This is a genomic window from Collimonas sp. GW821-FHT02H07, from assembly GCF_059421505.1.
The window spans coordinates 42,700-68,304 of record NZ_JBWKVC010000002.1 but is presented as its reverse complement, the minus strand read 5'-3'; the positions used below and the strand labels follow the sequence as shown (position 1 = coordinate 68,304).

Below are 25,605 nucleotides of genomic sequence, written 5' to 3'. Positions count from 1 at the left end.
AACATGAAAAAAATCACATTGCAGTGCATGCAGGCGGCCGCGGCTACCATGCTGATCGGCGCTGCCTGCAGCCAGGCGCAGGCGCAAACCAATGTCACCATCTACGGCCGGGTCGACGCCGGCGTCGATTACCAAAGCAGCGTCGCGCTGAAAGACGCCAACGGCAACCTGACCGGCCAGACCGGCAGCAAGCTGGCGGCTTCCGGCAACCAGTGGGGCACCAGCATGATCGGCTTCAAGGGCACCGAGGACCTGGGCGGCGGTCTGGGCGCCTTCTTCCTGCTGGAATCCGGCTTCGACGCCACCAAGGGCACCACCAACGGCAGCGCCTTGTTCAATCGGCGCTCGTACGTCGGCCTGAACGGCAGCGCCGGTTCGATCAAGTTCGGCAAGAACCTGTTCATCGTCAACGACGTCTGGTACCTCGATCCGACCGGCCAGCAGTTCATGGGCACGGCCAGCCTGGTCAAGGGCCGCAACTGGCCGGGCGCCAACAACGTCATCGAATACCAGACGCCGACCTGGAGCGGCTTCAACGCCACCGCCCAGACCAGCCTGGGTGAAAAAGCCGGTTCCACCAAGAATGGCCGCAGCGACGGCATCTCCCTGGTGTACACCAATGGCGGTCTTGAACTGCGCGGCATTTATGACGTGATCCGCGACACCAATGGCCGCTATACCGATGTCTACACGGCGTCCAAGGATCTGATCGTGGGCGGCACTTACACGATAGATCAGCTGAAGCTGTTTGCCGGCTACGAGAATATCTCGGCGCCGGACACCGCCGCGCCGACTGCGCCCGACAAGCTGAATCACTACTGGATAGGCGCCAACTACGCGGTGACGCCGGCCCTGACCCTGATCGGCGGCGCCTTCCATGCCAAGCTCAATCATGACGCCGGCAGCGCCAGCCTGTTCATGGTCGGCGCCAACTACAACCTGTCGAAGCGGACCTTGCTGTACGCGGCCGTCGGCACGGTGCGCAACAAGGGCAATGCCGACTTTGGCACCGAGTTCGACAATCCTTTGCCGGGACATGCGCAGAATGGCGGCTATGCCGGCATCAGCCATTCGTTCTAAGGCATCAGCCATTCGTTCTAAGGCATAAGCCGCCGGCCTCGCCGGTGTCTCGCCGATCTTGCCGGATCTCCGAGGTTGAGGCAGCAGTTGCAGCAATGTCGCTGTTGCCTCTTTTTTTTTGATTGCATCCAGCCTCTGGCCCAGGCATGGATGGTGCGGACGTTGAAGAGATTTTCAAATCGGGGCCGCTACATAACTGGAGACGAGCGTCATGACGAAAAGCAAAAATGCTGAATTTCTTCCTGCTGTCGCTGCACCGATCACATCGGCTAAAGGCGTACCGGCCAATCCCGCGCGGCGCAAATTGCTGAGCCAGATGACGGCGCTGGCGGCATCGCCGCTAGTGGCCGCCTGCGGCGGCGGCAGTGCCGACAGCCCTGCCGCAACGGCTGCGTCTGCCGCCCCCAGGGCAAGCAGCAAAGCCGACCTGCCCGGCATAGCGCGGACCGCGCCGATCGCCGGCAACGCGAGCCAGAACCTGTTCTACCAGACTGCGGGCAACGACTGGGCCAGCACCTGGCTGCCGATCGGCAATGGCCGCGCAGGCGCCATGCTGGCGGGCGGCGTGCTGCTGGAGCAGATGCAATTCAATGAACAGAGCTTGTGGACCGGTATCAATAATTACGATGGCGACGCCTACGGCGATCCCTTCGGCAGCTACCAGAACTTCGGCAACCTGTCGCTGTCCTTCGGCGCCAGCCTGCCGCCGGCGATCACCTCGCCGAATGTCAGCGCCAGCGCCTCCAGTTCAGGCGAGGGCATCTTGTCCACCGTGGACGGCAATCTCAGCACGAAATGGTGCATCGTCAGTCCGCCGAACCTGGTCACCTGGCAAGCGGCGCTCTCCGCTGCTGCCGTCGTTTCTGCCTATACGCTGACTTCTGCCAACGATGTGCCGGCAAGGGACCCGCTCCAGTGGGTGGTATCCGGTTCCAATAACGGCAGCAGCTGGACTGTGCTGGATAGCCAGAATTTCACAACGACGCCGTTCGCCAGCCGTGGGCAGACCAACAGCTACACGTTTTCAAACGCCACGGCCTTCAGCTATTACAAGATCGATTTCACGGTATCGGCAGCCGCGCTCAACGACGGTCATTTCCAGATTGCGGAAATTGGATTGAACGGTGTGAGCCTGCTGCAAAACCCGTCGTCGCAGTCGCTCTATGCTTTCTCGCCGTCCGGCCATGGCATGGGTGCGCTGACCAGCTCCGGCAGCGAGCGCATCGACAGCTCGGTCGACGGCAAGGTAAATACCAAATGGTGCGTGTTCGTGAACCCGGGCGAGATCGTGCAATGGCAGATGGACCTGGGCACGGCGCAAACCATTTCCAGTTACGCCCTGACCAGCGGCAATGACGTTCCGGCGCGCGACCCGCAGATCTGGACGCTGGCGGGCTCGAACGACGGCGTCGGCTGGACCCAGCTGGACAGCAAATCGATAGCGCCGTTCTCGGCGCGCGGGATGCAGCAGACTTTTGCATTGAGTGGCTCAAGCGCTTATCGCTACTGGCGCTTCAGTTTCGATACCTCTAAATGTCCGGCGGATGCGGGCTCTGGCGACCCCAGGAAGGGACACTTCCAGGTTGCAGAAATTGTACTGAGCGGCGCTACGTTTACTACTGCCGGAAAAGCCGTCACCTGCGAATACGAACGGCGCCTGAATCTGCAGAACGGTTTGCAGACTACCAGCTACCTTTACGGCGGCAACTATTTCATTCGCGAGACATTTGCCAGCAAGGTCGACAACGTGATCGTCATGCAGCTGCGCTCGGAAGCGCCGGGCGGCCTGTCCGGCCTGCTGCAGCTGGCGTCAGGACAAGCCGGCGATGCCGTCGCGGCGCTGGTTTCGGGCAATGAAGAAAGCCTGTCCTTCAGCGGCAGCCTTGCCGGCAACGGCTTGAAGTACGCAGCCAAGGCGCGGCTGATCCGCAGCAACGGCAGCGCCACGCAGAGCGGCGCAAATATCAAGTTCAGCGCTTGCGACAGCATCATGCTGCTGCTGGATGCCAGGACCAATTACGCGGCAAGCTATAGCGGCGGCTGGCGCAGCGGCAGCGATCCGCTTGCCGTGGTTAACGCCACCCTGAGCGCGGCTGCGGCGCAGTCGTTCGCCACGCTGTATGCCTCGCATTTTTCAGATTTCCAGCCGCTGATGACGGCGGTGGACGCCAACTGGGGCAGCAGCTCGGCCGCGCTGCTCAAGCTGCCGACAGATGTGCGCCTGAGCGCTTATCAGAGCGCCGGCGGCAGCACCGACCCTGCGCTGGAGCAGGCGCGTTTCCACCTGGGGCGCTACCTGCTCGCCAGCTGTTCAAGGAAAGGCGGCCTGCCGGCCAATCTGCAAGGCTTGTGGAACAATTCCAACAGCCCGCCGTGGCACAGCGATTACCACAACGACATCAACGTCCAGATGTGCTACTGGTCGGCGGAATCCACCGCCTTGCCGGACTGCCACCTGCCTTTGTCCGACTTCATCGTTGCCCAGGCGCCGGCCCTGCGCGTCTCGACGCAGGCGAACTTCCCCGGCAGCAGCGGCTGGACCGCGCGCACCAGCCAAAGCATCTTCGGCGGCGGCAGCTGGAACTGGTACACGCCGGTCAATGCCTGGTACATGCAGCACATGTGGGAGCACTATGCTTTCACGCATGACATGAACTATTTGCAGACGACTGCGTATCCGATGCTGAAGGAAGTCGCCCAGTTCTGGACCGGGCAGCTCAAGCTCAATGCGAACCAGCTGTACGTAGTTCCCAGCACAAATGCCGGCTCGCCCGAGCAGGGGCCGGCGGAGGATGGCGTGATGTTCGGCCAGGAACTGGTGTGGGATGTGTTCCAGAATTTCCAGAGCGCCAGCGCCGCCTTGACCAGCGCCGGCCTGGCTCCTGCAGGCGACAGCAGCTTGCTCGGTACCGTGAAATCGATGCAGGCCAAGCTTGCGCCTAACCTGATCGGCGCCAAAGGGCAGTTGCAGGAGTTCCAGGAAGACTATGAGTCCAGCCCCGCTCTGATGCAAAGCAAGGGGCTCAGCCTGACGCATCGCCACACCTCGCATCTGATTGCGGTGTATCCGGGCCGCCAGATTACCCCGGCCGCCACGCCGGCTTTTGCGCAAGCCGCCAAGGTCGCTTTGCTGGCGCGCTGCGGCCTGCCGCTGGGGACATCGTCCGGCAACGTCTCCCTGGCGAACATCAGCGGCGACAGCGTCGAGTCGTGGACCTGGACCTGGCGCTGCGCCTTGTTCGCGCGCCTGGCGGATGCCGAGAACGCGCTGACCATGATCCAGGGCAGCCTGAAGGACAGCACCTTTCCCAACCTGTTCACCGCCATGATGCCGGAGACCTTCCAGATCGACGGCGACCTCGGCATGCCTGGGGCCATGGCCGAGATGCTGCTGCAAAGCCACGAGGGGGTGATTGTGCTGCTGCCGGCTTGTCCCGCAGCCTGGCAGGCGTCCGGTTCGTTTAGCGGCTTGCGGGCGAGGGGCGGCTACAGGGTCAGTTGCGCCTGGAGCAACGGTTCGGTGACGTCATACAGCATCATCGCCGACAAGGCGCCGGACAAATCGGCGGTGAAGGTCAGAGTAAATGGCGTGGTGAGCAGTATTGTTCCTGCATGAGCCTGGCGGCAAACGCGGGCCGATGAAGGAAGCTTGAATCCGGATCGGCATTGCGGCGGGGAGATGCTGCTTCTGCGACAAAACGAGCGATGCCTGTTTTGTCGCAGAGGAGGGCGGGAAGGGATTTTTCTGCGAGGCCTGCTTACTCGGTCGGCGGCACATAGCCGGTAGCGGCGTCGGCGCCGTCGCCGAAGAAGTGTTTTTCCATCTGCGCCGCCAGGTATTTGCGGGCGCGCACATCGGCCAGGTTCAAGCGGTTTTCGTTGACCAGCATGGTCTGGTGCTTGAGCCAGCCGGCCCAGGCTTCTTTCGAAACGCTCTCATAGATGCGCTTGCCCAGTTCACCCGGGTAAGGAGGGAAGTCGAGGCCTTCGGCTTCTTTGTCGAGCTTGATGCAATGAACGGTGCGTGCCATGGTTTTTCCTTGTAGATGATGCGAGCCCGGGCAACGGGCTCACTGATAAGATCGATAGATTGGAGGATGGTTCGACTGGCGCCGGATCTTGATGTTAAAGAGTCTTGATCAGCACCAGCGATTTTCGTTGCCAGTTATACATGTGCTGGCGATCCTTGGGCAGGTCGTCGACCGTGGCGTGGACGAAGCCGCGCCGCAGGAACCAGTGCGAAGTACGGGTGGTCAGCACGAACAGCTTGCTGAAGCCGGCCGCGCGGGCGCGGCTTTCCATATGCTTGAGGATGCGCTCGCCGTCGCCTTGCGCCTGCACTTCCGGATTGACGGTGAGGCAAGCCATTTCCGCCATGCGCTCCGACGGGAAAGGATACAGCGCAGCACAGCCGAAGATCACGCCGTCATGCTCGATCACCGAGAAGTAATGGATCTCGCGCTCGATCAGTTCGCGGCCGCGCTTGACCAGCGTGCCGTCGGCTTCCAGCGGTTCGATCAGCTTCAGGATGCCGCCGACGTCTTCAATCGTGGCTTCGCGCAGGCTTTCCAGGTTTTCGTAGGAAATCATGGTGCCCACGCCATCGTGGGTAAACAGTTCCAGCAGCACCGAGCCGTCGGTGGCGAACGGCACCACGTGGGCGCGCGGCACGCCGGCGTTGCAAGCCTTGATGGCGTGCTGTAGGTAGAAGGCGGAATCGGCCGGCAGGCAGCCGCTGTCCAGCACGGCTTGCGCCTGGTGCGAAGACAGTTCGCGGATTTCGGTATCGCCGGCATCCTTCATCAGCGGCGTTTCGCTGATGAAGATCAGCTTTTCGGCACGGAGGGAAATCGCAGCCGAGACAGCCACGTCTTCCATGGTCAGATTGAACGCTTCGCCGGTCGGCGAGAAGCCCAGCGGCGACAGCAGCACCAGGCCGCCGGCGTTCAGGATCGGATGGATGGTGTCGTAGTCGATCTTGCGCACCACGCCGGTCAGCTGCAGGTCGGCGCCATCGATCACGCCGAGCGGACGGGCGGTGACAAAATTGCCGGAAATGATGCGGATGGCCGCATGCGCCATCGGCGTGTTGGGCAAGCCCTGGCTAAACGCGGCTTCGATATCCAGGCGCAGTTCGCCGGCCGCTTCCTTGGCGCATTCGAGGGCGGCGATGTCGGTGATGCGCAAGCCGTTGTGAAAGCGCGCTTCGACGTTGCGCAGCGCCAGCTGCTCTTCCACCTGCGGCCGCGAGCCGTGCACGATGACCACCTTGATGCCAAGCGCATGCAGCAGCGACAGATCCTGTGCCAGCACCGGCAGCGCGCCGGCGGTCACCAGTTCGCCCGGAAAGGCGACCACGAAGGTCTTGCCGCGGAAGGCATGGATATACGGCGCGACAGAGCGCAGCCATTCTACGAATTCATTGGGGTTTTCCATGCCGCACATTATATACAGGACGTGATGCCGACTGCAGGGATTCAACGATTTGCGCACGGTTTTATTGTGGGTAGGGTGGGCACCTGTGCCCACGCAGTGCCGAATGGAATGCAGCCAGGAGAGAATTCACGTGTGGGCACGATGTGCCCACCCTGCGTGCAGGCCCGCAATGCGATAATCCGGCCATGATAAATACGATTACAGTGGAATTTGAGCCCGCCGATGTGCAACAGTTGTTGCAGCACGCCGAGGCGGCGACGGAACACCTGCCCTGCATGGGCGACCAGTTTGTCGCCAAATATTACGAGGGCGGCAAAGTGATCACCAAGAACGACTGGCCGGATGTCAGCCGGCTGGACCTCGCCAGGATCCCGCCAGCCCTGTTCATGGTCAACGATTCATTTCTCATGAGCAATGGCATCGCCGCCGAGCAAGCCGTCGCTTGTATCTACAAGAACGGTCACATTCCTTCCGACCAGCAGAACGAAAGCGATGCCTTCGCCCTCGGTTCGGAGGAGTTGCCTACCGTGACCAGGATACTGGCCAGGGATTTTGCCGGGATCGAGACTGCGCACAAGGTTCGCATCACCTTCCTGCACGATCCGCGCAAAGGGCCGGTGGTCACGCTGGAGCTGGTGAATCCGGCGAACGAAATGCCGGATGTCAGGGTGGTCAATCGGCGTCCGTGACGTAGCGGCTTGCTATGGTAAGCTATGTGGACTAGACTTAGTCCAGTTCATTTAATGGAGGGCTTATGCAAACAATGAATATTCACGAAGCAAAGACCCAGTTTTCCAAATTGATTGAAGCGGTGATCCAAGGCGAGGAAGTGATCATTGCGCGCGCCGGCAAACCGGTAGCGAGCATGGTGGCGATTCGCGCTGTGGCGCCGGTACGCAGCCCAGGCGCCTTGAAAGGAAAAATCAAGATTGCCGACGATTTCGATGCGGCGCTGCCTGATGACGTCATGGCCTCTTTTGAGGGAAGCTGATGCGTATCTTGTTGGATACGCATATTTATCTTTGGTGGTTGCAGGATCATCCGAAATTGTCTGCGCCGGCCCGCGGAAAAATCCTTGCGGCAACCGAGGTCTATGTCAGTAGCGCTTCGATTTGGGAAGCGTCAATCAAGATAGGCATAGGCAAGCTTGAAGCTGATATCGAAGAGCTGGTGGCGCAGATTGCACAGAGCGGTTTCCTCGAACTGCCTGTAAGCGCCAGGCATGCCATGCAGCTGACACGGTTGCCCGAACTTCATCGTGATCCATTTGACCGCATGCTGGTTGCACAGGCCATGTGCGAGCCTTTACGCTTGCTGACCGCCGATGCGCAGGTGGCGCGTTACTCCGAATTGGTAGATCTGCAGTAATCACCTATCACTGGTCAGACTGTCTCGGCAGGCGGCTGCCCGATATGCCACGCCGGCATAGCTGGATACCGGCGCTGCCGCCATCCAGTTATTCCGCCGCCAGCTCCAGGCTGACGATGGTCAAGGCGCCATTCACCTTGTCCACCGCAAACTTCACCTTGTCGCCCGTCTTGAACTGTTCCAGCATGGCCGGATCGCCGGCCTTGAACAGCATGGTCATGGCGGGCATGCCGAAGTTGGGGATTTCATCGTGCTTGATGGTGATCTTGCCGCTGCCGGTATCGACTTTGCGGATTTCTCCTGCGACCATGGGCAGCGCGGTTTCGTCGGCCGGCGTGGTTTGCACTTCCTTGGCGTCGCTGGTGCTTGCCATGCTGCTAAGAGGGATGCCGACGATCAGGGTGGTGAGAATAACGAATATTTGCAGGTATTGCATGGTCTTGATCCTTTCAAACTGAAGTGTTCGGTGTGTTCAATTTGGCATGTTGACATCGCTTATGCCGGGGGATGGCTGAGAAGACTCTGGCTGTTCTACTGTATATGCGGCCGCCCGAATGCTTATCAAGCGCCGCTTCAGAGGTCCATACTCGGCGACCGCAGGCAAAAAGTACCGGCTTTTTACAGCTCGTTACCAAATGTCAAAATGTCATTGTTTTGGAATTTTTTCTCAGTTGGCCGAGGCTTTGACGGGCGCGGCGACGACTTTTCCGACCATGCCGGCTTCGTAGTGTCCCGGTTCCAGGCAGGCAAAATCCACCGTGCCGGCGCGGTCGAATTTCCATACCAGCTCGTCATTTTTACCGGGATCGACGGTCACCTGGTTGGCGTCCGCATGTTCCATTTCCGGCATCTTGCGCATCAGCGCCGCGTGCTCCGCCAGCTGGGCGGGACTGCCGATCACCATTTCATGCTTTAGCTTGCCGCTGTTGCTGACCAGGAAGCGCACGGTTTCGCCTTGCCTGACGCGGATGTCGGCGGGCGTGAAGCGCATGTTGTCGCCCATGGCGATCTTGACGGTGCGCGTGACGTCGGCCATCAGGCCGGGCTGGCCGATGGCGCTATCGCTGTCGGCGTGATGGTGGCCGGCGTCGGCATGCGCGGCGCCGGCGATGGCCAGCGAAGCGGACCAGAGCACGGAGATAAAGAGGGAGGTTTTCATGGATGGGCTCCTTTGATTGATAAAAATATAACGCCCTATTGATGGCGATGTGCGGCAGGCTTGACGACGTTGACGATCGTCTCCTTGTCTGCAGCATCTGATGCCGTCGGGCCGGGACTGCCGGCGGCCGGCAAATCGGCGGCCGCGCCTTGCCATTCATAAGCAACGCTGCCGGCGGGTGCGCGGTACCAGCCGGGATCGCGATAATCGTTGCGCGCCAGTCCGGCCCGCACCTTGACCACGCTGAACATGCCGCCCATCTCCAGCGAACCGTAGGGGCCTTGGCCGCCCATCATCGGCAGGGTGTTGTCCGGCAGCGGCATTTCCATCTCGCCCATGGATCCGCCCGTGTCGCCCATCACCATGTAGTCGGGGATCAGCTGGTTGATTTTCTTCAGCACCGATGTCTGGTCGACGCCGATCATGGTCGGCACCTCGTGGCCCATGGCGTTCATGGTGTGGTGCGACTTGTGGCAATGCAAGGCCCAGTCGCCCAGCTCGCTGGCGTCGAATTCGATGGCGCGCATCTGGCCGACGGCGATGTCGACGCTTACTTCCGGCCAGCGGCTGGCCGGCGGGGTCCAGCCGCCGTCGGTGCCGGTCACCACGAATTCGTGGCCGTGGAGATGAATGGGATGGTTGGTCATGGTCAGGTTGCCGACCCGGATGCGCACCCGGTCGTGCTGCCGCACCACCAGCGGATCGATGCCGGGAAAGGCGCGGCTGTTCCAGGTCCACAGGTTGAAATCGGTCATTTGATTGACGCGCGGCGTGGCGGCCCCGGGTTCGATGTCGTAGGCGTTGAGCAGGAACACGAAATCGCGGTCGACCCGCATGAACGAGGGATCTTTCGGATGGGTGATCCAGAAGCCCATCATGCCCATTGCCATCTGCACCATTTCATCGGCATGCGGGTGGTACATGAAAGTGCCGGCGCGCCGCGCCACAAACTCATAGACAAAGGTCTTGCCGGGCTTGATGCCGGGCTGGGTCAGGCCGGTGACGCCGTCCATGCCGTTCGGCAGGCGCTGGCCGTGCCAGTGCACGGAGGTGTGCTCGGGCAATTTGTTGGTGACGAAAATCCGCACGCGGTCGCCTTCCACCACTTCGATCGTCGGTCCCGGACTCTGGCCGTTGTAGCCCCACAGGTTGGCCTTCATGCCGGGTGCTATCTCGCGCACTACCGGTTCCGCCACCAGATGGAATTCCTTGACGCCGTTGTTCATGCGCCAGGGCAGCGTCCAGCCGTTCAGGGTGACTACCGGCTGATAGGGGCGGCCGCTGGCCGGGTTGTGCGGCGGCTGCGTGCCGGGCTGGGTTTGTATGACGGCTTCCGGCAGGCCGGCGGCGGCGATGCGGCTGACCGCGCCGGCGCTGACCGCCAGCGCGGAGCCTTGCAAAAAGGCGCGTCTCGATAATTGGCTCATGCTTATTTTCCTTGTGGATTGGCGCTTGCCGCGCTTTGCGGCGGCTGGTTGACGGGACCGCCCAGCGCCAGTTGCATGGCGTTGTCCGCCATCCAGAAATCGCGGCTGGCGTCGATGGCGGCATTCACCGCATTGGCTTGTTCGCGGGCGTCCGCCAGCAGCTCGAAGACGCTGGACAGCATGCCGTTGTAGCGCAGCAGATATTCATCCGAGACTCGCTTGCGCAGCGGCAGCACTTGATCGCGATAGTGGCGCGCCAGGTCGTAGGCGCTCTGGTAATCGGCATAGGAAACCCGTACCTGCGATTGCGCGTTCAAGACGGTTTCCGCCAGCCGGTGCGCGGCTTGCATGTAGATCGCTTCCGATTTGGCGACGCGCGCGCCGCCCCAGTCGAACAGCGGAATCTCAAGGCTGACCCGGTAGCCGGTTTCGCGCGAGGCGCCGGGTTCGGAATTGTGCAGATAAGCCAGCTCCAGCACGTTGATAAAGCGCGTGGCGCGGTTCAGTCCGAGGGTTTGCTGCAAGCCGTCCACTTCCAGTTTCGCTGCCGCGATATCGAGCCGCTGAGTCATTGCCAGCTGTTCGCTATCCTGCAGGGACGGGCGCTCTTTGGGCAGCGCGGGCAGTTGTTGCGGCAGCGTGAATCCGCTTTGCTCGCCGCTCAGGCCTAGCAGGCGGATCAGCTGTTCCCGCGCCGCCATCGCCAGTTGCCGCGAGCGCGCCAGCTGGGTCACGGCGTCGGCATGAAACGCTTGCTCGCGCGCCAGTTCCAGCTGGTTGAAATTGCCTGCCTTTGCCATTTTTTCAGCGAGTTCGCTGCCGGCTGCGGCGGCGCTTTCGACCTGTTCCTGATAGCGCACGCTCTGGCCGGCGGCAATGCTCTGGTAGTAGGCGTTGCGGGTGTCCGCGGCAACCTGCAGGATGCGGTTGGCGGTGTTCAGCTTGCTGACCTGGAATTGCCGGGCTTCGATGCGGGCAGTCACCGGCAAGGTCAGCAAGCCCATCACCGCCATGGAAAAACTGCGGTCTATCTTGATGTCGTCGCCGCTGCGCGTGCGGCCGAAGCTGAAGCCGGGATTCGGCAGGCGGTTGGCTTGCACCCAGCTGGCTTCGGCGATGCCCAGCGCTTCATAGTCGGCCTGCAGGCCGCGATTGTTGAGCAGAGCGATCTGCACGGCGGCGTCGACCGACAGTGGTTTTTGCAGCAATTGCTGCACCATTTGCCGGCTGGCGGCACGCTCTTCATCGGTGCGCGCCCGCGGCGGCGTCTGGCCCAGGCCCGGCTTGGCGAGCGCGGCGACTTCGCCAAAACCCTGGTCAGGGCTCAGGCTGGCGCAACCGGCCAGGACGGCCAGCAGCGCAGCAGGCAGCACGCGCCTGCGTAAAAAAATGAACATGGCATCCTCGATAAGGAATCAAATGCAGCGCGATGCAGCAGCGTTGGCGAACGCACTCACAGGCGCGGACGACGACTACGGTTGCTGCATCGGCTGTCTGGCAAGCTCGCCGCTGCGGAGCAGGCGGCAAGATCCTGGAATGACAGCGTCAGGCGAGGAGAGAAGGGGGGCGTTCAGGGTTTTCCGGCGTGTAGCCGACGAAACCCGAGAGGGGGAAAGCAACAGGATGAATCACCGGCAAAGGCTGCACCGCGGCGAGCGGCGCATTGACCGGCAGCACGCCAACGCAGCAGGCTGCGCAGGAACTGCATGAAGTGGAGGACTTGTCGTGCGAGGCTGCATGATCGAGATCGCCATGCTGGACCTGGCCGGCGCTTTGCGTCTCGGCATGATGATGCGCCATGCCGGCATGGCCGTCGGCATCCGCGACCAGGGCTACTGCAGGTTTTTCCGGGCCGCAGAAAACCATCGCCGCCGCCGCATATCCCTGCAAGGGGATAGCCAGCGCCAGCAGCAGGATCAACAGGTTCTTGAGGCGGGTTAGGGAAAACATGGTCTGGATTCTAGCATCGATCTACAAATTGGCAAGGCCGTCGAGAATCGGGCAATCCGGCCGCGCATCGCCATGGCAATGGCAAGCCAGTTGCTCCAGCGTACCCTTCATCGCCTGCAGTTCCTTGATCTTGTCGTCGAGTTCGGCGATATGCGTCAGTGCCAGCTGCTTGACCTTGCTGCTGGGGCGCGACTGGTCCAGCCAGAGGCCGATCAGCTCGGCGATCTGCTTCATCGAGAAGCCCAGCAGACGGCCCTGGCGGATAAAGCGCAGCAGGTGCACATCGCGCTCGGCATAGGTGCGGTAGCCGGCGTCGCTGCGGCTGGCGGCCGGGATCAGGCCGATCTCTTCGTAGTGGCGGATCATCTTGGCCGAGACGCCCGAAGCGCTGGCGGCGTCGCCGATATTCATGGCCTTAGTTGTCATGCGATGCCTCCTTGGCAGACAGATTGACAGGCAGATGCGCGGCGGGCCGCCAGCGGCGCAGCAGCAGGGCATTGCTGACCACGCTGACGCTGCTGAAAGCCATGGCGGCGCCGGCCAGCACCGGATTGAGGTAGCCCAGCGCTGCCAGCGGAATGCCGATCAGGTTGTAGATGAAAGCCCAGAACAGGTTCTGGCGAATCTTGCTGTAGGTGCGGCGCGAGATATCGATGGCGTCCACCACCAGGCGCGGATCGCCGCGCATCAGCGTGATGCCCGCTGCCTGCATGGCGACGTCGGTGCCGGTCGCCATGGCGATGCCGACATCGGCCGCCGCCAGCGCCGGCGCATCGTTGATGCCGTCGCCGACCATCGCCACCACGGCGGCGCCGGCCTTCAAGTCAATCACAGCCTTGGCTTTGTCGGCCGGCAGGATCTCGGCATGGATCTCGCTGATGCCCAGCTGGCGTCCGACTGCATTGGCGCTGCCGCGGTTGTCGCCGCTCAGCATGGCGACCCGGATAGCCTGCTGCTGCAGTTGCCGGATAGCGGTCTTGGCAGTGGGCTTGATTTCGTCGCCGAACGCCAGCAAGCCGTTCACCGTACGCTGGCCGTCCTGCTCGCTCGCCAGCCAGGAAATGGTGCGGCCTTCCGCTTCCAATCCGGCGGCTGCGGCGGCCAGCGTTGCGGTATCCATTCCCAGCTCCTGCATCCAGCGGCCGCTGCCCAGGAAGCATTGGATGTCGCCGATGTTGGCTTGCACGCCGCGTCCGGCGACGCTCTGCACCTTGCTGGCGGTCAGCGTCGGCGCGATGCCGGCCTGGCCGGCGGCGGCGATGACGGCGCGCGCCAGCGGATGTTCGCTATTGCGTTGCACTGCTGCTGCCAGCGCCAGCAGATCGCTGGCAGCGTTTGCACCGGTCGCCGCGGGCAAGTAGTTGAGCAGGGTAGGATGGCCGACAGTCAGGGTGCCGGTCTTGTCGAAAGCAACGACGCTGATGCGGTGCGCGATTTCCAGCGCCTCCGCATCCTTGATCAGGATGCCGAAGCGCGCCGCGATGCCGGTGCCGGCCATGATCGCGGTCGGCGTCGCCAGTCCCAGCGCGCAAGGGCAGGCAATCACCAGCACCGCCACCGCATTCAGCAAGGCTTGCTGCCAGTCGCCGCTGCTGAGGCCCCAGCCCAGCAAGGTCAGCAAGGCGATCGCCAGCACCACCGGCACGAACACCGCGCTGACCTGGTCCACCAGGCGCTGGATCGGCGCCTTGGCGGCCTGCGCATGCTCGACCATGCGGATGATGCGCGCCAGCGTGGTTTCGGCGCCGATGGCGGTCGTCGTGACCAGCAGCAGGCCGCTGCCGTTGATGGCGCCGGCGGTAACCCGGTCGCCGGCTTGTTTTTCCACCGGCAGGCTTTCGCCGGTCAGCAGGGATTCGTCGACCTGGCTTTGGCCCTCCAGCACCAGGCCGTCCACCGCGATGCGTTCGCCGGCGCGCACCACCACCACGTCCTTCAGCTGCAGGGCGGCGACGGCGATGTCATGGTCGGCGCCGTTGCGCCGTACTGTCGCGCGTTCCGGGCGCAGCGCATGCAAGGCCCGGATCGCATCGGCGGTTTGGCGCTTGGCGCGGGTTTCCAGCCATTTTCCCAGCAGAACCAGCGTGATCACCGCCGCCGATGCTTCGAAATACAGATGCCCCATGGCGGGCATCGTCAACAACAGATATAGCGACAAGCCATAGGCGGCGCTGGTGCCGAGCGCGACCAGCAAATCCATATTGCCGCTGCCGGCCTTCAGCGCGCGCCAGCCGGCCCGGTAGAAGCGGGCGCCGAGCCAGAACTGCACCGGCGTCGCCAGCGCCAGCTGCCACCAGCCGGGCAGGGCGCCGTCGCCGCCGAACGGCATCAGCAGCATCGGCAGGATCAGGGGCAATGTCAGCACGCCGGCGGCGGCCACCGGCCACCAGCTCGGCAATGCAGGTTTGCCGGCGCCGGGCGCCGGAGCATCTGCCGCGGATGACGGCAGCGCGGCTTCGTAGCCCGCTGCCTGCACCGCTGCAATCAGACTTTCCAGCGGCACGACGCCGGCGGTGCTCAGGGTGGCTTTTTCGCTGGCCAGATTGACCGCCGCGCTTTGCACGCCCGGCACCTTGTACAAGGCTTTCTCGACCCGGCCGACACAGGATGCGCAGCTCATGCCTTCAATGGCGAGCGTGATTTCCTGTTGCTTGACCACATAGCCGGCTTTTTCCACCGCCGCCACCAGCGGACCGATGGCGGTGGCGCTGTCGCCTTGCACGGTGGCCAGTTCGGTCGCCAGGTTGACGCTGACATCCTGCACGCCGGCGACCTTGCGCAAGGCCTTTTCGACATGGGAAACGCAGGAGGCGCAGCTCATGCCTTCTATCGCCAACTGGAATTCGGTCAATGCCTGGGTGCTGCTCATGGTGGACTCGGTTCAGGGAGTGAGGATAGCTTGATGATGGACCTTCCAACGATGGGAAGGTCAAGCACAATTTTAGCAGCCTGCGCTTTTTGCCGTTTTTTGCGCTGGAAAGCTCTACCGGCTATACGCGTTGCGCTATATGGCGGAGGGTGCCGGCAAGTTAGGATTCCTGTCCAAAGCTCCATCCACCAGTTAACTTGTCGGGAACGCATCATGTCCAAGCCAGCCAATTTCGAGAATTATCATATCCGCAAGTGGTACACCCAGATCGACGACACGCTGGCCAATGAAAACGGCATGCTGGCCGACGGCAAGCCTTTGCGCAAGATCGTCATCGCCGCCGCCATCCACAATCCCTATGCCGGCCGCTTCAGCGACAATCTCGACCTGATCCTGGCGAATTCTCCCGCGCTGGGCCGCGAATTCGGCCGCCGCATCGTCGCCGCATTGGCAGGGGAAGAGCTGGAAAGCTACGGCAAGGCTTGCATCGTCGGCATCGCCGGCGAATACGAACACGGCAACGCGTTCCTGACGCCAGCCATGGTGATGCCTATCCGCGAAGCGATCGGCGGCGGCAAGGCGTGGATTCCGTCAGCCGGCAAGCGCGGCGTGCCCGGCGCCGAACTGGATATTCCGCTGGCGCACAAGCATGCCTTGTATGTGCCGTCGCACTACGACACCGTCACCAGCCAGTTCTTCGACGCGCCGAACGCCGATGAAGTGGTGGTGGCGTTTGCCGTGGCTACCCGCGGCCGCCTGCATGCGCGCCTGGGCGGTTTGAAAGCCAATGAAATCGAAGGCAAGAACGGCCTCAACTGATGCTTGAGCTGATCTTGGCAGCGCGAATCCGGGCTTGACCTTGCTACCGTGGGAAGGTTTATAGTGGGTGTAACGATCAACTCGCCCACGGAGCAAAACATGATTCAATTCACTGTGCAGGACATGACTTGCGGCCATTGCGCCGGCCGCATCACCAAGGCCATCAACGGCGTCGATGCAGGCGCCAAGGTGGATATCAAGATCGACAGCCACACCGTGGCCATCCAAAGCCAGGCCAGCGCTGCTGAACTGGCCGAGGCCATCAAGGATGCCGGCTACACGCCGCAGCTGCAGGCCTGAGCCGATGCAGCGACGACGGCAGGATTGCCTGCCGTCGTCGCTGATACTCAGGCGCTGACCTTGACGCCGGCAATGTAGCGATCGATCACCGTCGGCAATACCGTCAGCGGCACGCCGCCGCTTTTCACCAGCGCATCGTTGAAGCCAGCCAGGTCGAAATGGGCGCCCAGCACCTGTTTCGCGCGGTCGCGCTGGCGCAGGATCTCGTTGTGTCCCATCTTGTAGCCGCAAGCCTGCCCCGGCGACACGCAGTAGCGGTCGACTTCGCTGGTCATGGCGGCGACGCCGCGGCCGCAGTTTTCGACCATGAAGCGGATCGCTTGCTGGCGCGTCCAGTTCATCGCGTGCAGGCCGGTATCGACCACCAGGCGGCAGGCGCGGAACTGCTGCGCCTGCAGATAACCGATCTGGCTGAACGGATCGTGCGCATAGATGCCGAACTCGTCCACCAGCTGCTCGGCATACAGAGCCCAGCCCTCGATAAAGGCGTTGAAACCCATCATGGAAGTGATCAGCGGCAGTTCCACATGGCGTTCCGCCAGATACGCGCCCTGCCAGGTATGGCCGGGAATGCCTTCGTGCGCGGTGAGCGTGGCGATTTCCGATTTCGGCCAGAGCGTGGTCGATTTCAGGTTGATGTAATAAATCGCCGGCCGCGAGCCGTCCAGCGCCGCGAAATTCATGTAACCGAGCGCGGCGCCGGCTTCGATATCGGGCGGCACGCGCTTGATGATCAGCGGCGCCTTCAGGTCCAGGTGCGAGATCTTCGGCATCAGCAGGCGCACCGCGGCGACCCGCTCGTTGCAATAGGCGATCAGCTGTTCGCGGCCCTGGTCGTCGTCGGCATAGAAACGCTTGGGATCCTTGGATAGCGCCAGCAGGCGTTCGCCCACCGTGCCCTGGCTGATGCCCTGGGCCTTGAGGATGGTGTCGATGCGCGCCTGCAGCGCCTTGTTCTGCTCCAGGCCGATGGCGTGGATTTCCGCGGCGCTGCGGGTCGTGGTGGTGCCCAGTTTCAGCGCCCATTCGTAATACGCGGCGCCGTCCGGCAAGCGCTGCACGCCGGCCACGTCGCTGGCCTTGGCGGTGGCTTTGGAAAAACTGGCGATCTGCCGTTCCAGCGTCGGATACACCTTGCCGTTCACCAGCGCCGTCGCGCGCGCTTCCCAGTCGCCCTCGATGCCGAGCTCACGGGTGCGGCGGGTGATCGACGTCACCAGCTTTTGCTTTGCTACCGGCGTGTTGCGATAGTTCTGCAGCTGGGTCAGCGCGGTGCGGGCAATGAAATCGGGCGGCATGACGCCTTTGCCGGCCTGTTCCTCGATGCGCGCGCTTTCCTGGTCGAGCAGGCGCGCCATCGCCGTCACCCGTTCGAGATAGGCTTCCGCGTCGGCGGCGTTGGCGATGTGGTGTTGCGAGTCGAGAAATTCAGGCACGGCGATCAGCGCACCATCCTGCTGGGTCACCGGGAAAGGATTGGTGCCGCCGTAGAAGCCGCTGGCGGCGCCGCCATAGGAAAAGCGCAGGCCGTCCACGCCTTCGTTGGCGGCGTAGCGCACGCTGTCGTAGCGGATTTGCGCATCGGCGCTGAGCTTGGCGCGGTCCACCGCATGCATGCGCGCCAGCATCGATTTCACCTGGCTAGCCCATAGCGCGTCGCCGGCCGGGGAGGCATCCTGCAAGCGCGACTTGAGCGCGGCGCGGGCGCCGGAATCGAGTCCCAGCGCAGTCGCCGAAGTCGGCGACAGGCGCAGGATTTCCTCGGCAAAGTCGGCCAGCATGCCGTTGAATTTGTGGTCGGCAGGGCTGGCGTCATTGCCCTGGGCACGGGCGATGCCGGGCAGGGCGGTGACTGCAGCCGCGGAAAGCGCGCCCAGCAGCACATCGCGGCGGCCGCGGGAGAAGGTCGGAAGTGTCTTGTTCATGGAATCCTTTGTATTCTGCGAAAAAGAATGGCTATGAGAGTCTATCTCAAGATTGCTCGGCCATTTTTAAAATGCAATTCTCAAAAAAATACCCCGCCGTTGGGCGGGGTAGTCGTGCGGCCGGCGGTATCAGCTGGCTGCTCTGCTTAAGCCAGCACGCGGCGCAGCCAGTTGCCTATATCGGTGACTTCCTCGGCGCAGACCGAGTGCTGCATCATGTATTCATGCCATTCGACGCTGTAACCCAGTTGCTGCAGCAAGTCGCGCGACATTTCCGCGCGGTTGACCAGCACCACCGGATCGGCGCGGCCATGGGCCATGAAGATCGGCGTGTGCTGGTTGGCGGCGTGGCGTTCGGCGGCGATCTTGTCGTTCAGCGGCAGGTAGCCGGACAGGCACATCAGGCCGGCCAGCTTTTGCGGGTAGCGCAAACCGGTCTGCAGCGTCATCGCGCAGCCTTGCGAAAAGCCGGCGAGGACGATCTTGTCGGCCGCGATGCCGAGCGCGATCTGTTGCGCGATCAAGGCTTCGATGTCGGCTTGCGACTTGCGCAGGCCGCCTTCGTCTTCGCGCCGCACCAGGTCGGTGGTGAGGATGTCGTACCAGGCCGGCATCACGTAGCCGTTGTTGATGGTCACCGGGATCGCCGGCGCGCTCGGGAAGACGAAGCGGATGCCGGGGCAGCCGCCCAGGTCCAGTTCCTTGACGATGGGGACGAAATCGGAGCCGTCGGCGCCGAGGCCGTGCATCCAGATGACGGCGGCAGTTGGCTTTTCGGAAGTGGAAATTTCCAGGGTTTCGAGTGTGCTTGACATGAGTTGGTCCGGATCCTGATTGAAAAATTAAGGGGTAATGAAAACGGTGGCAGCGGCTCAGATCACCATCAAGTCCTTGCCGACGATGATTTCGCCGCTGAATTGCTTGCGCGCTTCAGCCGACCACATTTCATCGGTGATGCTCGGGTCGCCGCCGGGCACGAAGTGGCTTAGCACCAGCGTCTTGACGCCGGCGCGCGCCGCCACCAGGCCGACTTGCGCGGTGCTGGTGTGGCTCTTCACCAGGTGGTCGAGCAGGGCCGGCGCATTGTCGACGGTGCGCATCAGTTTTTCCAGCGCCGGCAGGTACATCACTTCGTGCACCAGCACGTCGGCGCCCTTGGCCAGCTGGATCAGGTTGTCGTTGTAGGCGGTATCGCCGGAGAACACGACCGAGCGGTCCTTGCTGTCGAAGCGGTAGGCGAAGGCCGGCTTGAGCGTGTAATGGTCGACCAGGGCGGCGGTCACCTTGACCTGGTCGTTTTCCAGCACCACGCGCGGCGCGCTGAATTCATGGGTCTTGATGAGGGGCCGCAGCGGCGGCCGGCCTTCTTCCTTGATGCGGACGGCGATATCGATGGCGTTCATGCGGACGAAGTCGTCCATCATGCGGCGCATGCCCGGCGGGCCATACATCTGCACCGGCGTCGCCAGGCCGGTGGCCCAGGCCAGCAGCATCAGGTTGCCGAGATCGGCATTGTGGTCGGAGTGCTGGTGGGTCAGGAAAATGTCGCGGATCTGCGGCAGCTTGACGCCGGCCTTGACCAGCTGCAGGGCGACGCCGTTGCCGCAATCCACCACATACGGCTGACCGTCGATCAGCAAGGCATTGGCCGGCGCCGCGCGCAGGGCGGACGGCGTCGGGCCGCCCTTGGTGCCGAGCAGGATCAGGCGCGTGCCCTTGTCGCCGGCGGCCGCCAGCGGCGCGCTAGTCTGCGCCCGTGCTTGCGCCAGCCATGGCAGCGCCGCAGCGCTTCCTGCGCCAAGCGCCAGTTGCATGAATTTCCTGCGCGTGCCTTGCTGTTGCGGCTTGTCGATCATCGGTTTCTCCAGTGCCGGCCAGGCGGCGTTTATTGCGCAACGCCCTTGAGGCACTGTGCGACGATGCCGGCGGCGCCGGCTTTTTGCTGCCAGGCCGCGACCTGGCTGGCTGCCGCCCTGCGTAAGCTGTCTTGCAGCTCTTGCGCCGGCGCCAGGTTGAGCGTCATCTTGTGTTCGCGCATGCGGCTGTAATTTGCCTCGATGCGGTCCTTGACCTTGCTCCAGGAAGCGTCCGCGGTGCGTTTGGCCGCCTCGCTCAGCAGGGCTTGCTGCTCCGGCTTCAGCTGCTGCCAGACATCCTGGTTGATCACGGTGTAGCTGAGCGGGATGGCGTAGCTGATGGCGCTGAAGTTGCCCAGCTGATCCCACAGGCGGTTGCCGGCGCCGCCGTCGCCGGAGGACAGCACGGCATTCAGTTCGCCGGCAGCCAGCTTGGCAGGGACCGCCGAAAAAGGCAGGTTCTCGCTGTGGGCGCCGACTTGCTCGAACACGGCGCGGCTGTTGTCGTCATAGGTGCGGATGCGCAGCGCCTGCAGCGCCGCCAGGTCGGTCACGGGCTTGGCAGACCAGATGCCGGACGGCGGCCATGGCGTGACATACAGCAGGTGGGCGTTCAGTTTGCGCAGATGCTGTTCAACCGCCGGCTGGGCGCAGTTGGCGAGCGCCCTGGCGTCGTCAAAACCGCCGACCGTGAACGGCAGCGAAGACAACAGGAAGAGCGGATCGCTGGCGCCGGCGATGCCGGCAAACAGCGTCGCCATTTCAACCTTGCCGTCGCTCAGCGCGCCGACCTGGGCGCTGCCTTTAAAGGAATTTTGTGCTTCCTGCTCGGTGACGATTTCCAGCGTCTCTGCCGGCAGCGCCGCGGCCAGCTGCCTGACAGTGTCGGCAAACTGCAGGTCGGCGGCTGCGGTGACCGAGGTCGCCGGATACTCGTTGATCAGATGCAGGGTTTGCGCCCGCAGTGGCGTGTTCAGGCTTATTGCCAGTAGCGGCAGGAGCAGGGTGTGGCTGGAACGGGGTTTGCTGTGCTTGCTGAATTTGCTGAAAACCGCTGGCAACATGGATGCTGTCCGCCGAAAAAAGTTGGGTGAGGAAGTTGCGCCTAGGCAGGCTTGATCGCCGATTTCGGCCGGAACGCCTTGCACACCGCTTCATCGGTTTCGATATACGGGCCGCCGATCAGGTCGATGCAGTAAGGCACGGCGGCGAAGATGCCGGACACCTTCTGCTTGCCGTCGGCATCCTTCAAGCCTTCGAGGGTTTCCTTGATGGCTTTCGGCTGTCCCGGCAGGTTCAGGATCAGAGCGGCGTGGTCGGCTGTCTCGCGTATCACGGCGACTTGCCGCGACAGGATAGCGGTCGGGACGAACTGCAGGCTGATCTGGCGCATCTGTTCGCCAAAGCCCGGCATTTCCTTGGTCGCCACCGCCAGCGTCGCTTCCGGCGTGACGTCGCGCCGCGCCGGGCCGGTGCCGCCGGTGGTCAGCACCAGGTCGCAATGATGCTGGTCTGTCAACTCGATCAGGGTTTGCTCGATCAGCGCGCGCTCGTCGGCAATCAGGCGGGTTTCCACCTGCCACGGACTGACCAGCGCAGCGGCCAGCCAATCCTGCAGGGCAGGGATGCCCTGGTCCTGGTATACCCCGCTGCTGGCGCGGTCGGAAATCGATACCAGGCCGATTTTCAAGCCCGGCGCTGGAGTCTGCTCAGGATTAATTGTGCTCATCTTGCTCGTCGTCGTCTTCGGCCTCGATATCGTCCTGGTTGCCCGAGGATTTTTGCAGCTCTTTGAGCAGCTGGAAAATTTCGCGATACGCTTTCGGCGGCTTGTTCTCGGCCTGCTCCTTGCGGGCATTGCGGATCATGGTGCGCACATGCTGCACGTCCAGTTCCGGATGGTGCGCCAGCAGCTCGGTGAGCGCGCCGTCGTCTTTCAGCAGGCGGTCGCGGTGGCGCTCCAGCGCATGCATGGCGGCGGTGTCGGCTTTCGACAGGCCGCGCCAGCTATCCAGGGTTTTCTGGATTTCGGCGATTTCGTACGGCTCCAGAGTGCGCATTTTCTTGCCGACGTACTGGGTCTGGCGGCGGCGTCCTTCGTGGTCCTTGATCTGCTGGCACTCGAGGATGGCGTCGCGCACATCTTCCGGCATCGGCACGCGCTTGACGCGGTCGCGCGATTCGGCGATCAGTTCTTCGCCGAGCTTCTGCAGGGCAGTCATCTCGCGCTTGAGCTGGGACTTGGAGGGACGGTCGTATTCTTGTTCGAACTCGCTGGACTGAAAGCCGCAGGAGCCCCGATTGGGATTTGGCATGATGTAAAGGGTGCTTCCATACTGTAAACGACTGCTATGATAACCGTTTTATACCTAATTCGAAGAAAACCGACCCATGAGCGACTCCGTATTTATCCATAGTCAAGACCAATTACAACAGCTGGCGCAGGATGTTTTGCGTTATGCAAGGGAAAAAGGCGCTTCCGGCGCCGCCGTTGAAATCAGCGAAGGCAGTGGTTTGTCGGTGGGCGTACGCAAGGGCAGCGTCGAAACGATCGAGCAAAACAAGGACAAGGGCATGGGCGTCACCGTCTACCTGGGCGAGGAAGGCCATACCCGGCGCGGCAATGCCAGCACCTCGGACTTTTCCGCCAAAGCCTTGCAGGACACGGTCGAAGCGGCCTATAACATCGCCCGTTTCACCGCCGAAGACGACTGCGCCGGCTTGCCGGATGTTGATACTTTGGAAATGAATCCCCGGGATTTGCAACTTTGCTCGCCGTGGCTGATTTCGGCCGAAGAGGCGGTGGAGCTGGCAAAGCGTTGCGAGGCAGCGGCATTTGCCGTCGACAAGCGCATCACCAACAGCGAAGGCGCCGGCGTCTATGCCCAGCAATCGCACTTCGTCAGCGCCAATTCGCGCGGCTTCATGGGCGGCTACCCGTTCTCGCGCCACACCATTTCGGTGGCGCCCATCGCCGGCAAGGGCGGCAACATGCAGCGCGACGACTGGTATTCCTCGATGCGCGACCCCAGGCAGCTGGCCAAGCCGGAAGCCATCGGCCGCTATGCCGCCGAGCGCGCCCTGGCGCGCCTGAATGCGCGCCAGCTGGATACGCGCAAGTGCGCGGTGCTGTTCGAGGCGCCGCTGGCGGCCGGTTTGCTGGGCGCTTTCGTGCAGGCGGTGTCGGGCGGCGCGCTGTACCGCAAGTCCTCGTTCCTGCTGGACAGCCTGGGCCAGCAGGCATTTGCGCCGCATATCCAGATCGTCGAAGATCCGCACGTGATCGGCGCGGTCGGTTCCGCGCCTTTCGACGAGGAGGGCGTCAAGACCCAGCGCCGCGATGTGGTCAAGGATGGCGTGGTGCAGGGCTACTTCCTGTCGACCTATTCGGCGCGCAAGCTGGGGATGAAAACCACCGGCAATTCGGGTGGCTCGCATAACCTCAGCATGACCTCCTCGCTGACCAAGGCCGGCGACGATTTCAAGGCGATGCTGAAGAAGCTCGATACCGGCCTGCTGGTCACTGAGCTGATGGGGCAGGGCACCAATTACGTCACCGGCGATTACTCGCGCGGCGCTTCGGGTTACTGGGTGGAGAAGGGCGTCATCCAGTATCCGGTCGAGGAAATCACGATCGCCGGCAACATGAAGGACATGCTGGCGCAGATCGTCGCCATCGGCGCCGATACCCTGATCCGCGGCACCAAGCAGACTGGTTCGGTGCTGATTGAGAGCATGACGGTCGCCGGCAATTAAGCGGCACAACGCAGGGCAGTCCGGAGCAAGGGTCGTAGGGTGGGCACCTGTGCCCACGCTGAATGCATGCTCCGATTGAGCGACGTCCGCGTGGGCACAGGTGCCCACCCTACGATCTGGGCTGCCTGGGCAGGGCTGCCAATGAGGTCGCGGGATGCGTTATTCGCCGCGCTAACGCACCGAGCGATACAGCCCCTTGCGGCCGCGCTTGCTCAGCACCAGCTGCCACAGCTGTCCCTGGCCGGAGCGGAAAAAGCCGGCCGAGGACAGGATGAAGTATTTCCACATGCGGTAGAAGCGCTCGCCGTACTTGTCTTGCAGGGTCGGCCAGGCCTTCTCGAAATTGTCCCACCACGCCATCAGCGTGCGGTCGTAGTCCTGGCCGAAATTGTGCCAGTCCTGTATCAGGAATTTCCCTTCCAGCGCATACGTGATTTCCTTGGCCGAGGGCAGGTGGCCGTTCGGGAAAATGTACTTGTCGAGCCAGACGTCGCGCTTTTTTTCAGTCTCATAATTGCCGATGGTATGCAGCAGGAACAGGCCGTCCGGCTTCAGCAGCCGGGCGACGACATCGAAGTACTCGTCGTAATTTTTTGCGCCCACTGCCTCGAACATGCCGACTGAAACGATCTTGTCGAATTGCCCTGTGAGCTCGCGGTAATCGATCAGTTCGATGCTGACCGGCAGCCCGGCGCAGCGCTCCTGGGCCAGTTTCTGCTGCTCCTTTGAAACCGTGATGCCGACCACTTCCGCCTGATAGTGTTGCGCCGCATGGCGCGCCAGGCCGCCCCAGCCGCAGCCGATATCCAGCAGGCGCTCGCCCGGCTTCAGTTCCAGCTTGCGGAAGATCAGGTCGAGCTTGTGCAGCTGCGCCTGCTCCAGGTTCTCGGCCTTAGGCCAGTAGCCGCAGGTATAGGTCATGCTGGAATCCAGCATCTTTTCAAACAGATCGTTGCCAATGTCGTAGTGCTGTTCGCCGACCTGGAAGGCGCGCTTGCGGCTTTGCACGTTGAAGAGTTTCTGCCGCAGGATTTCCAGGAAGAAGCCGATTTTTGCCGGGCCGACCACCGTTTGCTCCAGGTCGTGGCTGGTGACCCTGAAGAAGAATTCATCCAGCCGCTCGCAATCCCAGTCGCCATCCATATACGATTCGCCGATGCCAAGCTCCCAGGTCGCAAACATCTTTTGAAAGAACGCCGGATCATGGATCTGCATGTCCCAGGGCTGGTCGCCGTTGAGGCGGATGCCGGCGTGTTCAAACAATTGGCTGATGATTTTCGCGCTTTTCGTATCCGGGATCCTTGGCGTTGGCTGGCCGGCTTTCACATTATTCATGCAGTGTCCCTTTTTTAATTGGAGTTATTCGTACATGGATGGAATCTTTGCGCAGAGCAGCTTTCATGAGTGGAATTCTTGTCATGGAAGCTTGGGGGTAAAGGGTAGCACCGCTTTGCCAGGTTTAGGTTAAGAAAGCGTTAAGTTCGATTGGGATGGCTTTGACGGCAAAAAAGCAAGCGCTTGCGCAAGCGCTTGCTTTGCACTAATATTGGTCTCAAATCAGGCCGCCGGCTGCATTTTCCGGTCGCGGCGGCCTAGGTAAAAAAACATGAGCGTCAGGAGATAAATGAAAATCCCGCACCGCTACGAGGTGATTCGACCT

Annotated in this window: 24 protein-coding genes; 8 read left to right on the top strand and 16 right to left on the bottom strand. The window is 62.3% G+C overall.

All coding sequences use genetic code 11. The annotated features are described in order from the left end of the window. Positions 1–3 precede the first annotated feature (3 nt). Positions 4–1,080, top strand: coding sequence for a porin (locus AC07V8_RS03490; protein ID WP_494677291.1), 1,077 nt, complete (start codon positions 4–6; stop codon positions 1,078–1,080). Positions 1,081–1,291: 211 nt separating this feature from the next. Next, the gene (locus AC07V8_RS03485) at positions 1,292–4,696 is read left to right on the top strand and encodes a glycosyl hydrolase family 95 catalytic domain-containing protein (RefSeq protein ID WP_494677290.1); all 3,405 of its coding nucleotides are present in this window, start codon (positions 1,292–1,294) and stop codon (positions 4,694–4,696) included. A 142-nt stretch (positions 4,697–4,838) separates the two neighbouring features. Here AC07V8_RS03485 and AC07V8_RS03480 read toward each other — a convergent pair whose 3' ends face one another. Together AC07V8_RS03480 and argA are read right to left on the bottom strand one after the other, a co-directional pair. After that, entirely contained in the window at positions 4,839–5,111 is a 273-nt protein-coding gene (locus tag AC07V8_RS03480; RefSeq protein ID WP_211442121.1) for an oxidative damage protection protein, read from the bottom strand. Positions 5,112–5,205: 94 nt separating this feature from the next. After that, positions 5,206–6,516: an amino-acid N-acetyltransferase gene (gene argA / locus AC07V8_RS03475; RefSeq protein ID WP_494677289.1), complete on the bottom strand. Its 1,311-nt coding sequence runs from the start codon at positions 6,514–6,516 to the stop codon at positions 5,206–5,208. A gap of 185 nt (positions 6,517–6,701) precedes the next feature. Between argA and AC07V8_RS03470 the strand changes: the two genes are divergently transcribed. The 3 genes from AC07V8_RS03470 (at position 6,702) to AC07V8_RS03460 (ending at position 7,884) form a co-directional block, all read left to right on the top strand. Beyond that, entirely contained in the window at positions 6,702–7,205 is a 504-nt protein-coding gene (locus AC07V8_RS03470) for a hypothetical protein (protein ID WP_494677288.1), read from the top strand. Between the two features lie 65 nt (positions 7,206–7,270). Further along, complete coding sequence (locus AC07V8_RS03465; RefSeq protein ID WP_494677287.1) at positions 7,271–7,507, top strand: type II toxin-antitoxin system Phd/YefM family antitoxin; 237 nt, start codon at positions 7,271–7,273, stop codon at positions 7,505–7,507. Continuing rightward, positions 7,507–7,884, top strand: a complete 378-nt coding sequence (locus tag AC07V8_RS03460) for a type II toxin-antitoxin system VapC family toxin (protein ID WP_494677286.1) — start codon at positions 7,507–7,509, stop codon at positions 7,882–7,884. The genes AC07V8_RS03465 and AC07V8_RS03460 overlap by 1 nt, the downstream gene beginning before the upstream one ends. Positions 7,885–7,972: 88 nt before the next feature. Here AC07V8_RS03460 and AC07V8_RS03455 read toward each other — a convergent pair whose 3' ends face one another. From AC07V8_RS03455 to AC07V8_RS03425, 7 genes are all read right to left on the bottom strand, one after another. Next, on the bottom strand, positions 7,973–8,320 hold the full coding sequence (locus tag AC07V8_RS03455) for a copper-binding protein (RefSeq protein ID WP_494677285.1): 348 nt from the start codon (positions 8,318–8,320) through the stop codon (positions 7,973–7,975). A gap of 231 nt (positions 8,321–8,551) precedes the next feature. Then, positions 8,552–9,043 carry a cupredoxin domain-containing protein gene (locus AC07V8_RS03450; protein WP_494677284.1) on the bottom strand — a complete coding sequence of 164 codons (492 nt, stop codon included), beginning with the start codon at positions 9,041–9,043 and terminating at the stop codon, positions 8,552–8,554. A 35-nt stretch (positions 9,044–9,078) separates the two neighbouring features. Continuing rightward, positions 9,079–10,470: a multicopper oxidase family protein gene (locus AC07V8_RS03445; RefSeq protein ID WP_494677283.1), complete on the bottom strand. Its 1,392-nt coding sequence runs from the start codon at positions 10,468–10,470 to the stop codon at positions 9,079–9,081. 2 nt (positions 10,471–10,472) lie between these two features. After that, on the bottom strand, positions 10,473–11,867 hold the full coding sequence (locus AC07V8_RS03440) for a TolC family protein (RefSeq protein ID WP_494677282.1): 1,395 nt from the start codon (positions 11,865–11,867) through the stop codon (positions 10,473–10,475). 148 nt (positions 11,868–12,015) lie between these two features. After that, positions 12,016–12,420, bottom strand: a complete 405-nt coding sequence (locus AC07V8_RS03435; protein ID WP_494677281.1) for a hypothetical protein — start codon at positions 12,418–12,420, stop codon at positions 12,016–12,018. Between the two features lie 21 nt (positions 12,421–12,441). Further along, the gene (gene cueR, locus AC07V8_RS03430) at positions 12,442–12,831 is read right to left on the bottom strand and encodes a Cu(I)-responsive transcriptional regulator (RefSeq protein WP_494677755.1); all 390 of its coding nucleotides are present in this window, start codon (positions 12,829–12,831) and stop codon (positions 12,442–12,444) included. Between the two features lie 4 nt (positions 12,832–12,835). Further along, positions 12,836–15,289 carry a heavy metal translocating P-type ATPase gene (locus AC07V8_RS03425; protein WP_494677280.1) on the bottom strand — a complete coding sequence of 818 codons (2,454 nt, stop codon included), beginning with the start codon at positions 15,287–15,289 and terminating at the stop codon, positions 12,836–12,838. A gap of 213 nt (positions 15,290–15,502) precedes the next feature. Here AC07V8_RS03425 and AC07V8_RS03420 point away from each other — a divergent pair, with 213 nt between their 5' ends. Next, positions 15,503–16,108: an amino acid synthesis family protein gene (locus tag AC07V8_RS03420; RefSeq protein WP_211442113.1), complete on the top strand. Its 606-nt coding sequence runs from the start codon at positions 15,503–15,505 to the stop codon at positions 16,106–16,108. Positions 16,109–16,207: 99 nt separating this feature from the next. Continuing rightward, positions 16,208–16,408 carry a heavy-metal-associated domain-containing protein gene (locus AC07V8_RS03415; protein WP_098496151.1) on the top strand — a complete coding sequence of 67 codons (201 nt, stop codon included), beginning with the start codon at positions 16,208–16,210 and terminating at the stop codon, positions 16,406–16,408. 47 nt (positions 16,409–16,455) lie between these two features. On the opposite strand, the gene AC07V8_RS03410 is transcribed toward AC07V8_RS03415, so the two are convergent. From AC07V8_RS03410 to yjgA, 6 genes are all read right to left on the bottom strand, one after another. Beyond that, on the bottom strand, positions 16,456–18,333 hold the full coding sequence (locus tag AC07V8_RS03410) for a DUF885 domain-containing protein (RefSeq protein ID WP_494677279.1): 1,878 nt from the start codon (positions 18,331–18,333) through the stop codon (positions 16,456–16,458). 146 nt (positions 18,334–18,479) lie between these two features. Continuing rightward, positions 18,480–19,148, bottom strand: a complete 669-nt coding sequence (locus AC07V8_RS03405) for an alpha/beta hydrolase (protein WP_494677278.1) — start codon at positions 19,146–19,148, stop codon at positions 18,480–18,482. Between the two features lie 57 nt (positions 19,149–19,205). Then, entirely contained in the window at positions 19,206–20,189 is a 984-nt protein-coding gene (locus tag AC07V8_RS03400) for an MBL fold metallo-hydrolase (RefSeq protein WP_494677277.1), read from the bottom strand. Positions 20,190–20,218: 29 nt separating this feature from the next. Continuing rightward, the gene (locus AC07V8_RS03395) at positions 20,219–21,253 is read right to left on the bottom strand and encodes a TRAP transporter substrate-binding protein (RefSeq protein WP_494677276.1); all 1,035 of its coding nucleotides are present in this window, start codon (positions 21,251–21,253) and stop codon (positions 20,219–20,221) included. A 41-nt stretch (positions 21,254–21,294) separates the two neighbouring features. Further along, the gene (gene mog, locus AC07V8_RS03390; RefSeq protein WP_494677275.1) at positions 21,295–21,918 is read right to left on the bottom strand and encodes a molybdopterin adenylyltransferase; all 624 of its coding nucleotides are present in this window, start codon (positions 21,916–21,918) and stop codon (positions 21,295–21,297) included. Continuing rightward, positions 21,905–22,504 carry a ribosome biogenesis factor YjgA gene (gene yjgA, locus AC07V8_RS03385; protein WP_494677274.1) on the bottom strand — a complete coding sequence of 200 codons (600 nt, stop codon included), beginning with the start codon at positions 22,502–22,504 and terminating at the stop codon, positions 21,905–21,907. The genes mog and yjgA overlap by 14 nt, the downstream gene beginning before the upstream one ends. 76 nt (positions 22,505–22,580) lie before the next feature. On the opposite strand from yjgA, the gene pmbA reads away from it, so the two are divergent. Beyond that, complete coding sequence (gene pmbA, locus AC07V8_RS03380) at positions 22,581–23,945, top strand: metalloprotease PmbA (protein WP_494677273.1); 1,365 nt, start codon at positions 22,581–22,583, stop codon at positions 23,943–23,945. Positions 23,946–24,116: 171 nt separating this feature from the next. Here the strand turns inward: pmbA and cfa are convergent, their stop codons facing one another. After that, the gene (cfa, locus tag AC07V8_RS03375) at positions 24,117–25,280 is read right to left on the bottom strand and encodes a cyclopropane fatty acyl phospholipid synthase (RefSeq protein WP_494677272.1); all 1,164 of its coding nucleotides are present in this window, start codon (positions 25,278–25,280) and stop codon (positions 24,117–24,119) included. Positions 25,281–25,605 lie beyond the last annotated feature (325 nt).

Excerpts from the sequence above, each read along its gene's own strand:
- AC07V8_RS03490 (WP_494677291.1), top strand. The coding sequence starts at position 4 with ATGAAAAAAATCACATTGCAGTGCATGCAGGCGGCCGCGGCTACCATG.
- AC07V8_RS03485 (WP_494677290.1), top strand. The coding sequence starts at position 1,292 with ATGACGAAAAGCAAAAATGCTGAATTTCTTCCTGCTGTCGCTGCACCG.
- AC07V8_RS03480 (WP_211442121.1), bottom strand. The coding sequence starts at position 5,111 with ATGGCACGCACCGTTCATTGCATCAAGCTCGACAAAGAAGCCGAAGGC.
- argA (WP_494677289.1), bottom strand. The coding sequence starts at position 6,516 with ATGGAAAACCCCAATGAATTCGTAGAATGGCTGCGCTCTGTCGCGCCG.
- AC07V8_RS03470 (WP_494677288.1), top strand. The coding sequence starts at position 6,702 with ATGATAAATACGATTACAGTGGAATTTGAGCCCGCCGATGTGCAACAG.
- AC07V8_RS03465 (WP_494677287.1), top strand. The coding sequence starts at position 7,271 with ATGCAAACAATGAATATTCACGAAGCAAAGACCCAGTTTTCCAAATTG.
- AC07V8_RS03460 (WP_494677286.1), top strand. The coding sequence starts at position 7,507 with ATGCGTATCTTGTTGGATACGCATATTTATCTTTGGTGGTTGCAGGAT.
- AC07V8_RS03455 (WP_494677285.1), bottom strand. The coding sequence starts at position 8,320 with ATGCAATACCTGCAAATATTCGTTATTCTCACCACCCTGATCGTCGGC.
- AC07V8_RS03450 (WP_494677284.1), bottom strand. The coding sequence starts at position 9,043 with ATGAAAACCTCCCTCTTTATCTCCGTGCTCTGGTCCGCTTCGCTGGCC.
- AC07V8_RS03445 (WP_494677283.1), bottom strand. The coding sequence starts at position 10,470 with ATGAGCCAATTATCGAGACGCGCCTTTTTGCAAGGCTCCGCGCTGGCG.
- AC07V8_RS03440 (WP_494677282.1), bottom strand. The coding sequence starts at position 11,867 with ATGTTCATTTTTTTACGCAGGCGCGTGCTGCCTGCTGCGCTGCTGGCC.
- AC07V8_RS03435 (WP_494677281.1), bottom strand. The coding sequence starts at position 12,420 with ATGTTTTCCCTAACCCGCCTCAAGAACCTGTTGATCCTGCTGCTGGCG.
- cueR (WP_494677755.1), bottom strand. The coding sequence starts at position 12,831 with ATGAATATCGGCGACGCCGCCAGCGCTTCGGGCGTCTCGGCCAAGATG.
- AC07V8_RS03425 (WP_494677280.1), bottom strand. The coding sequence starts at position 15,289 with ATGAGCAGCACCCAGGCATTGACCGAATTCCAGTTGGCGATAGAAGGC.
- AC07V8_RS03420 (WP_211442113.1), top strand. The coding sequence starts at position 15,503 with ATGTCCAAGCCAGCCAATTTCGAGAATTATCATATCCGCAAGTGGTAC.
- AC07V8_RS03415 (WP_098496151.1), top strand. The coding sequence starts at position 16,208 with ATGATTCAATTCACTGTGCAGGACATGACTTGCGGCCATTGCGCCGGC.
- AC07V8_RS03410 (WP_494677279.1), bottom strand. The coding sequence starts at position 18,333 with ATGAACAAGACACTTCCGACCTTCTCCCGCGGCCGCCGCGATGTGCTG.
- AC07V8_RS03405 (WP_494677278.1), bottom strand. The coding sequence starts at position 19,148 with ATGTCAAGCACACTCGAAACCCTGGAAATTTCCACTTCCGAAAAGCCA.
- AC07V8_RS03400 (WP_494677277.1), bottom strand. The coding sequence starts at position 20,189 with ATGATCGACAAGCCGCAACAGCAAGGCACGCGCAGGAAATTCATGCAA.
- AC07V8_RS03395 (WP_494677276.1), bottom strand. The coding sequence starts at position 21,253 with ATGTTGCCAGCGGTTTTCAGCAAATTCAGCAAGCACAGCAAACCCCGT.
- mog (WP_494677275.1), bottom strand. The coding sequence starts at position 21,918 with ATGAGCACAATTAATCCTGAGCAGACTCCAGCGCCGGGCTTGAAAATC.
- yjgA (WP_494677274.1), bottom strand. The coding sequence starts at position 22,504 with ATGCCAAATCCCAATCGGGGCTCCTGCGGCTTTCAGTCCAGCGAGTTC.
- pmbA (WP_494677273.1), top strand. The coding sequence starts at position 22,581 with ATGAGCGACTCCGTATTTATCCATAGTCAAGACCAATTACAACAGCTG.
- cfa (WP_494677272.1), bottom strand. The coding sequence starts at position 25,280 with ATGAATAATGTGAAAGCCGGCCAGCCAACGCCAAGGATCCCGGATACG.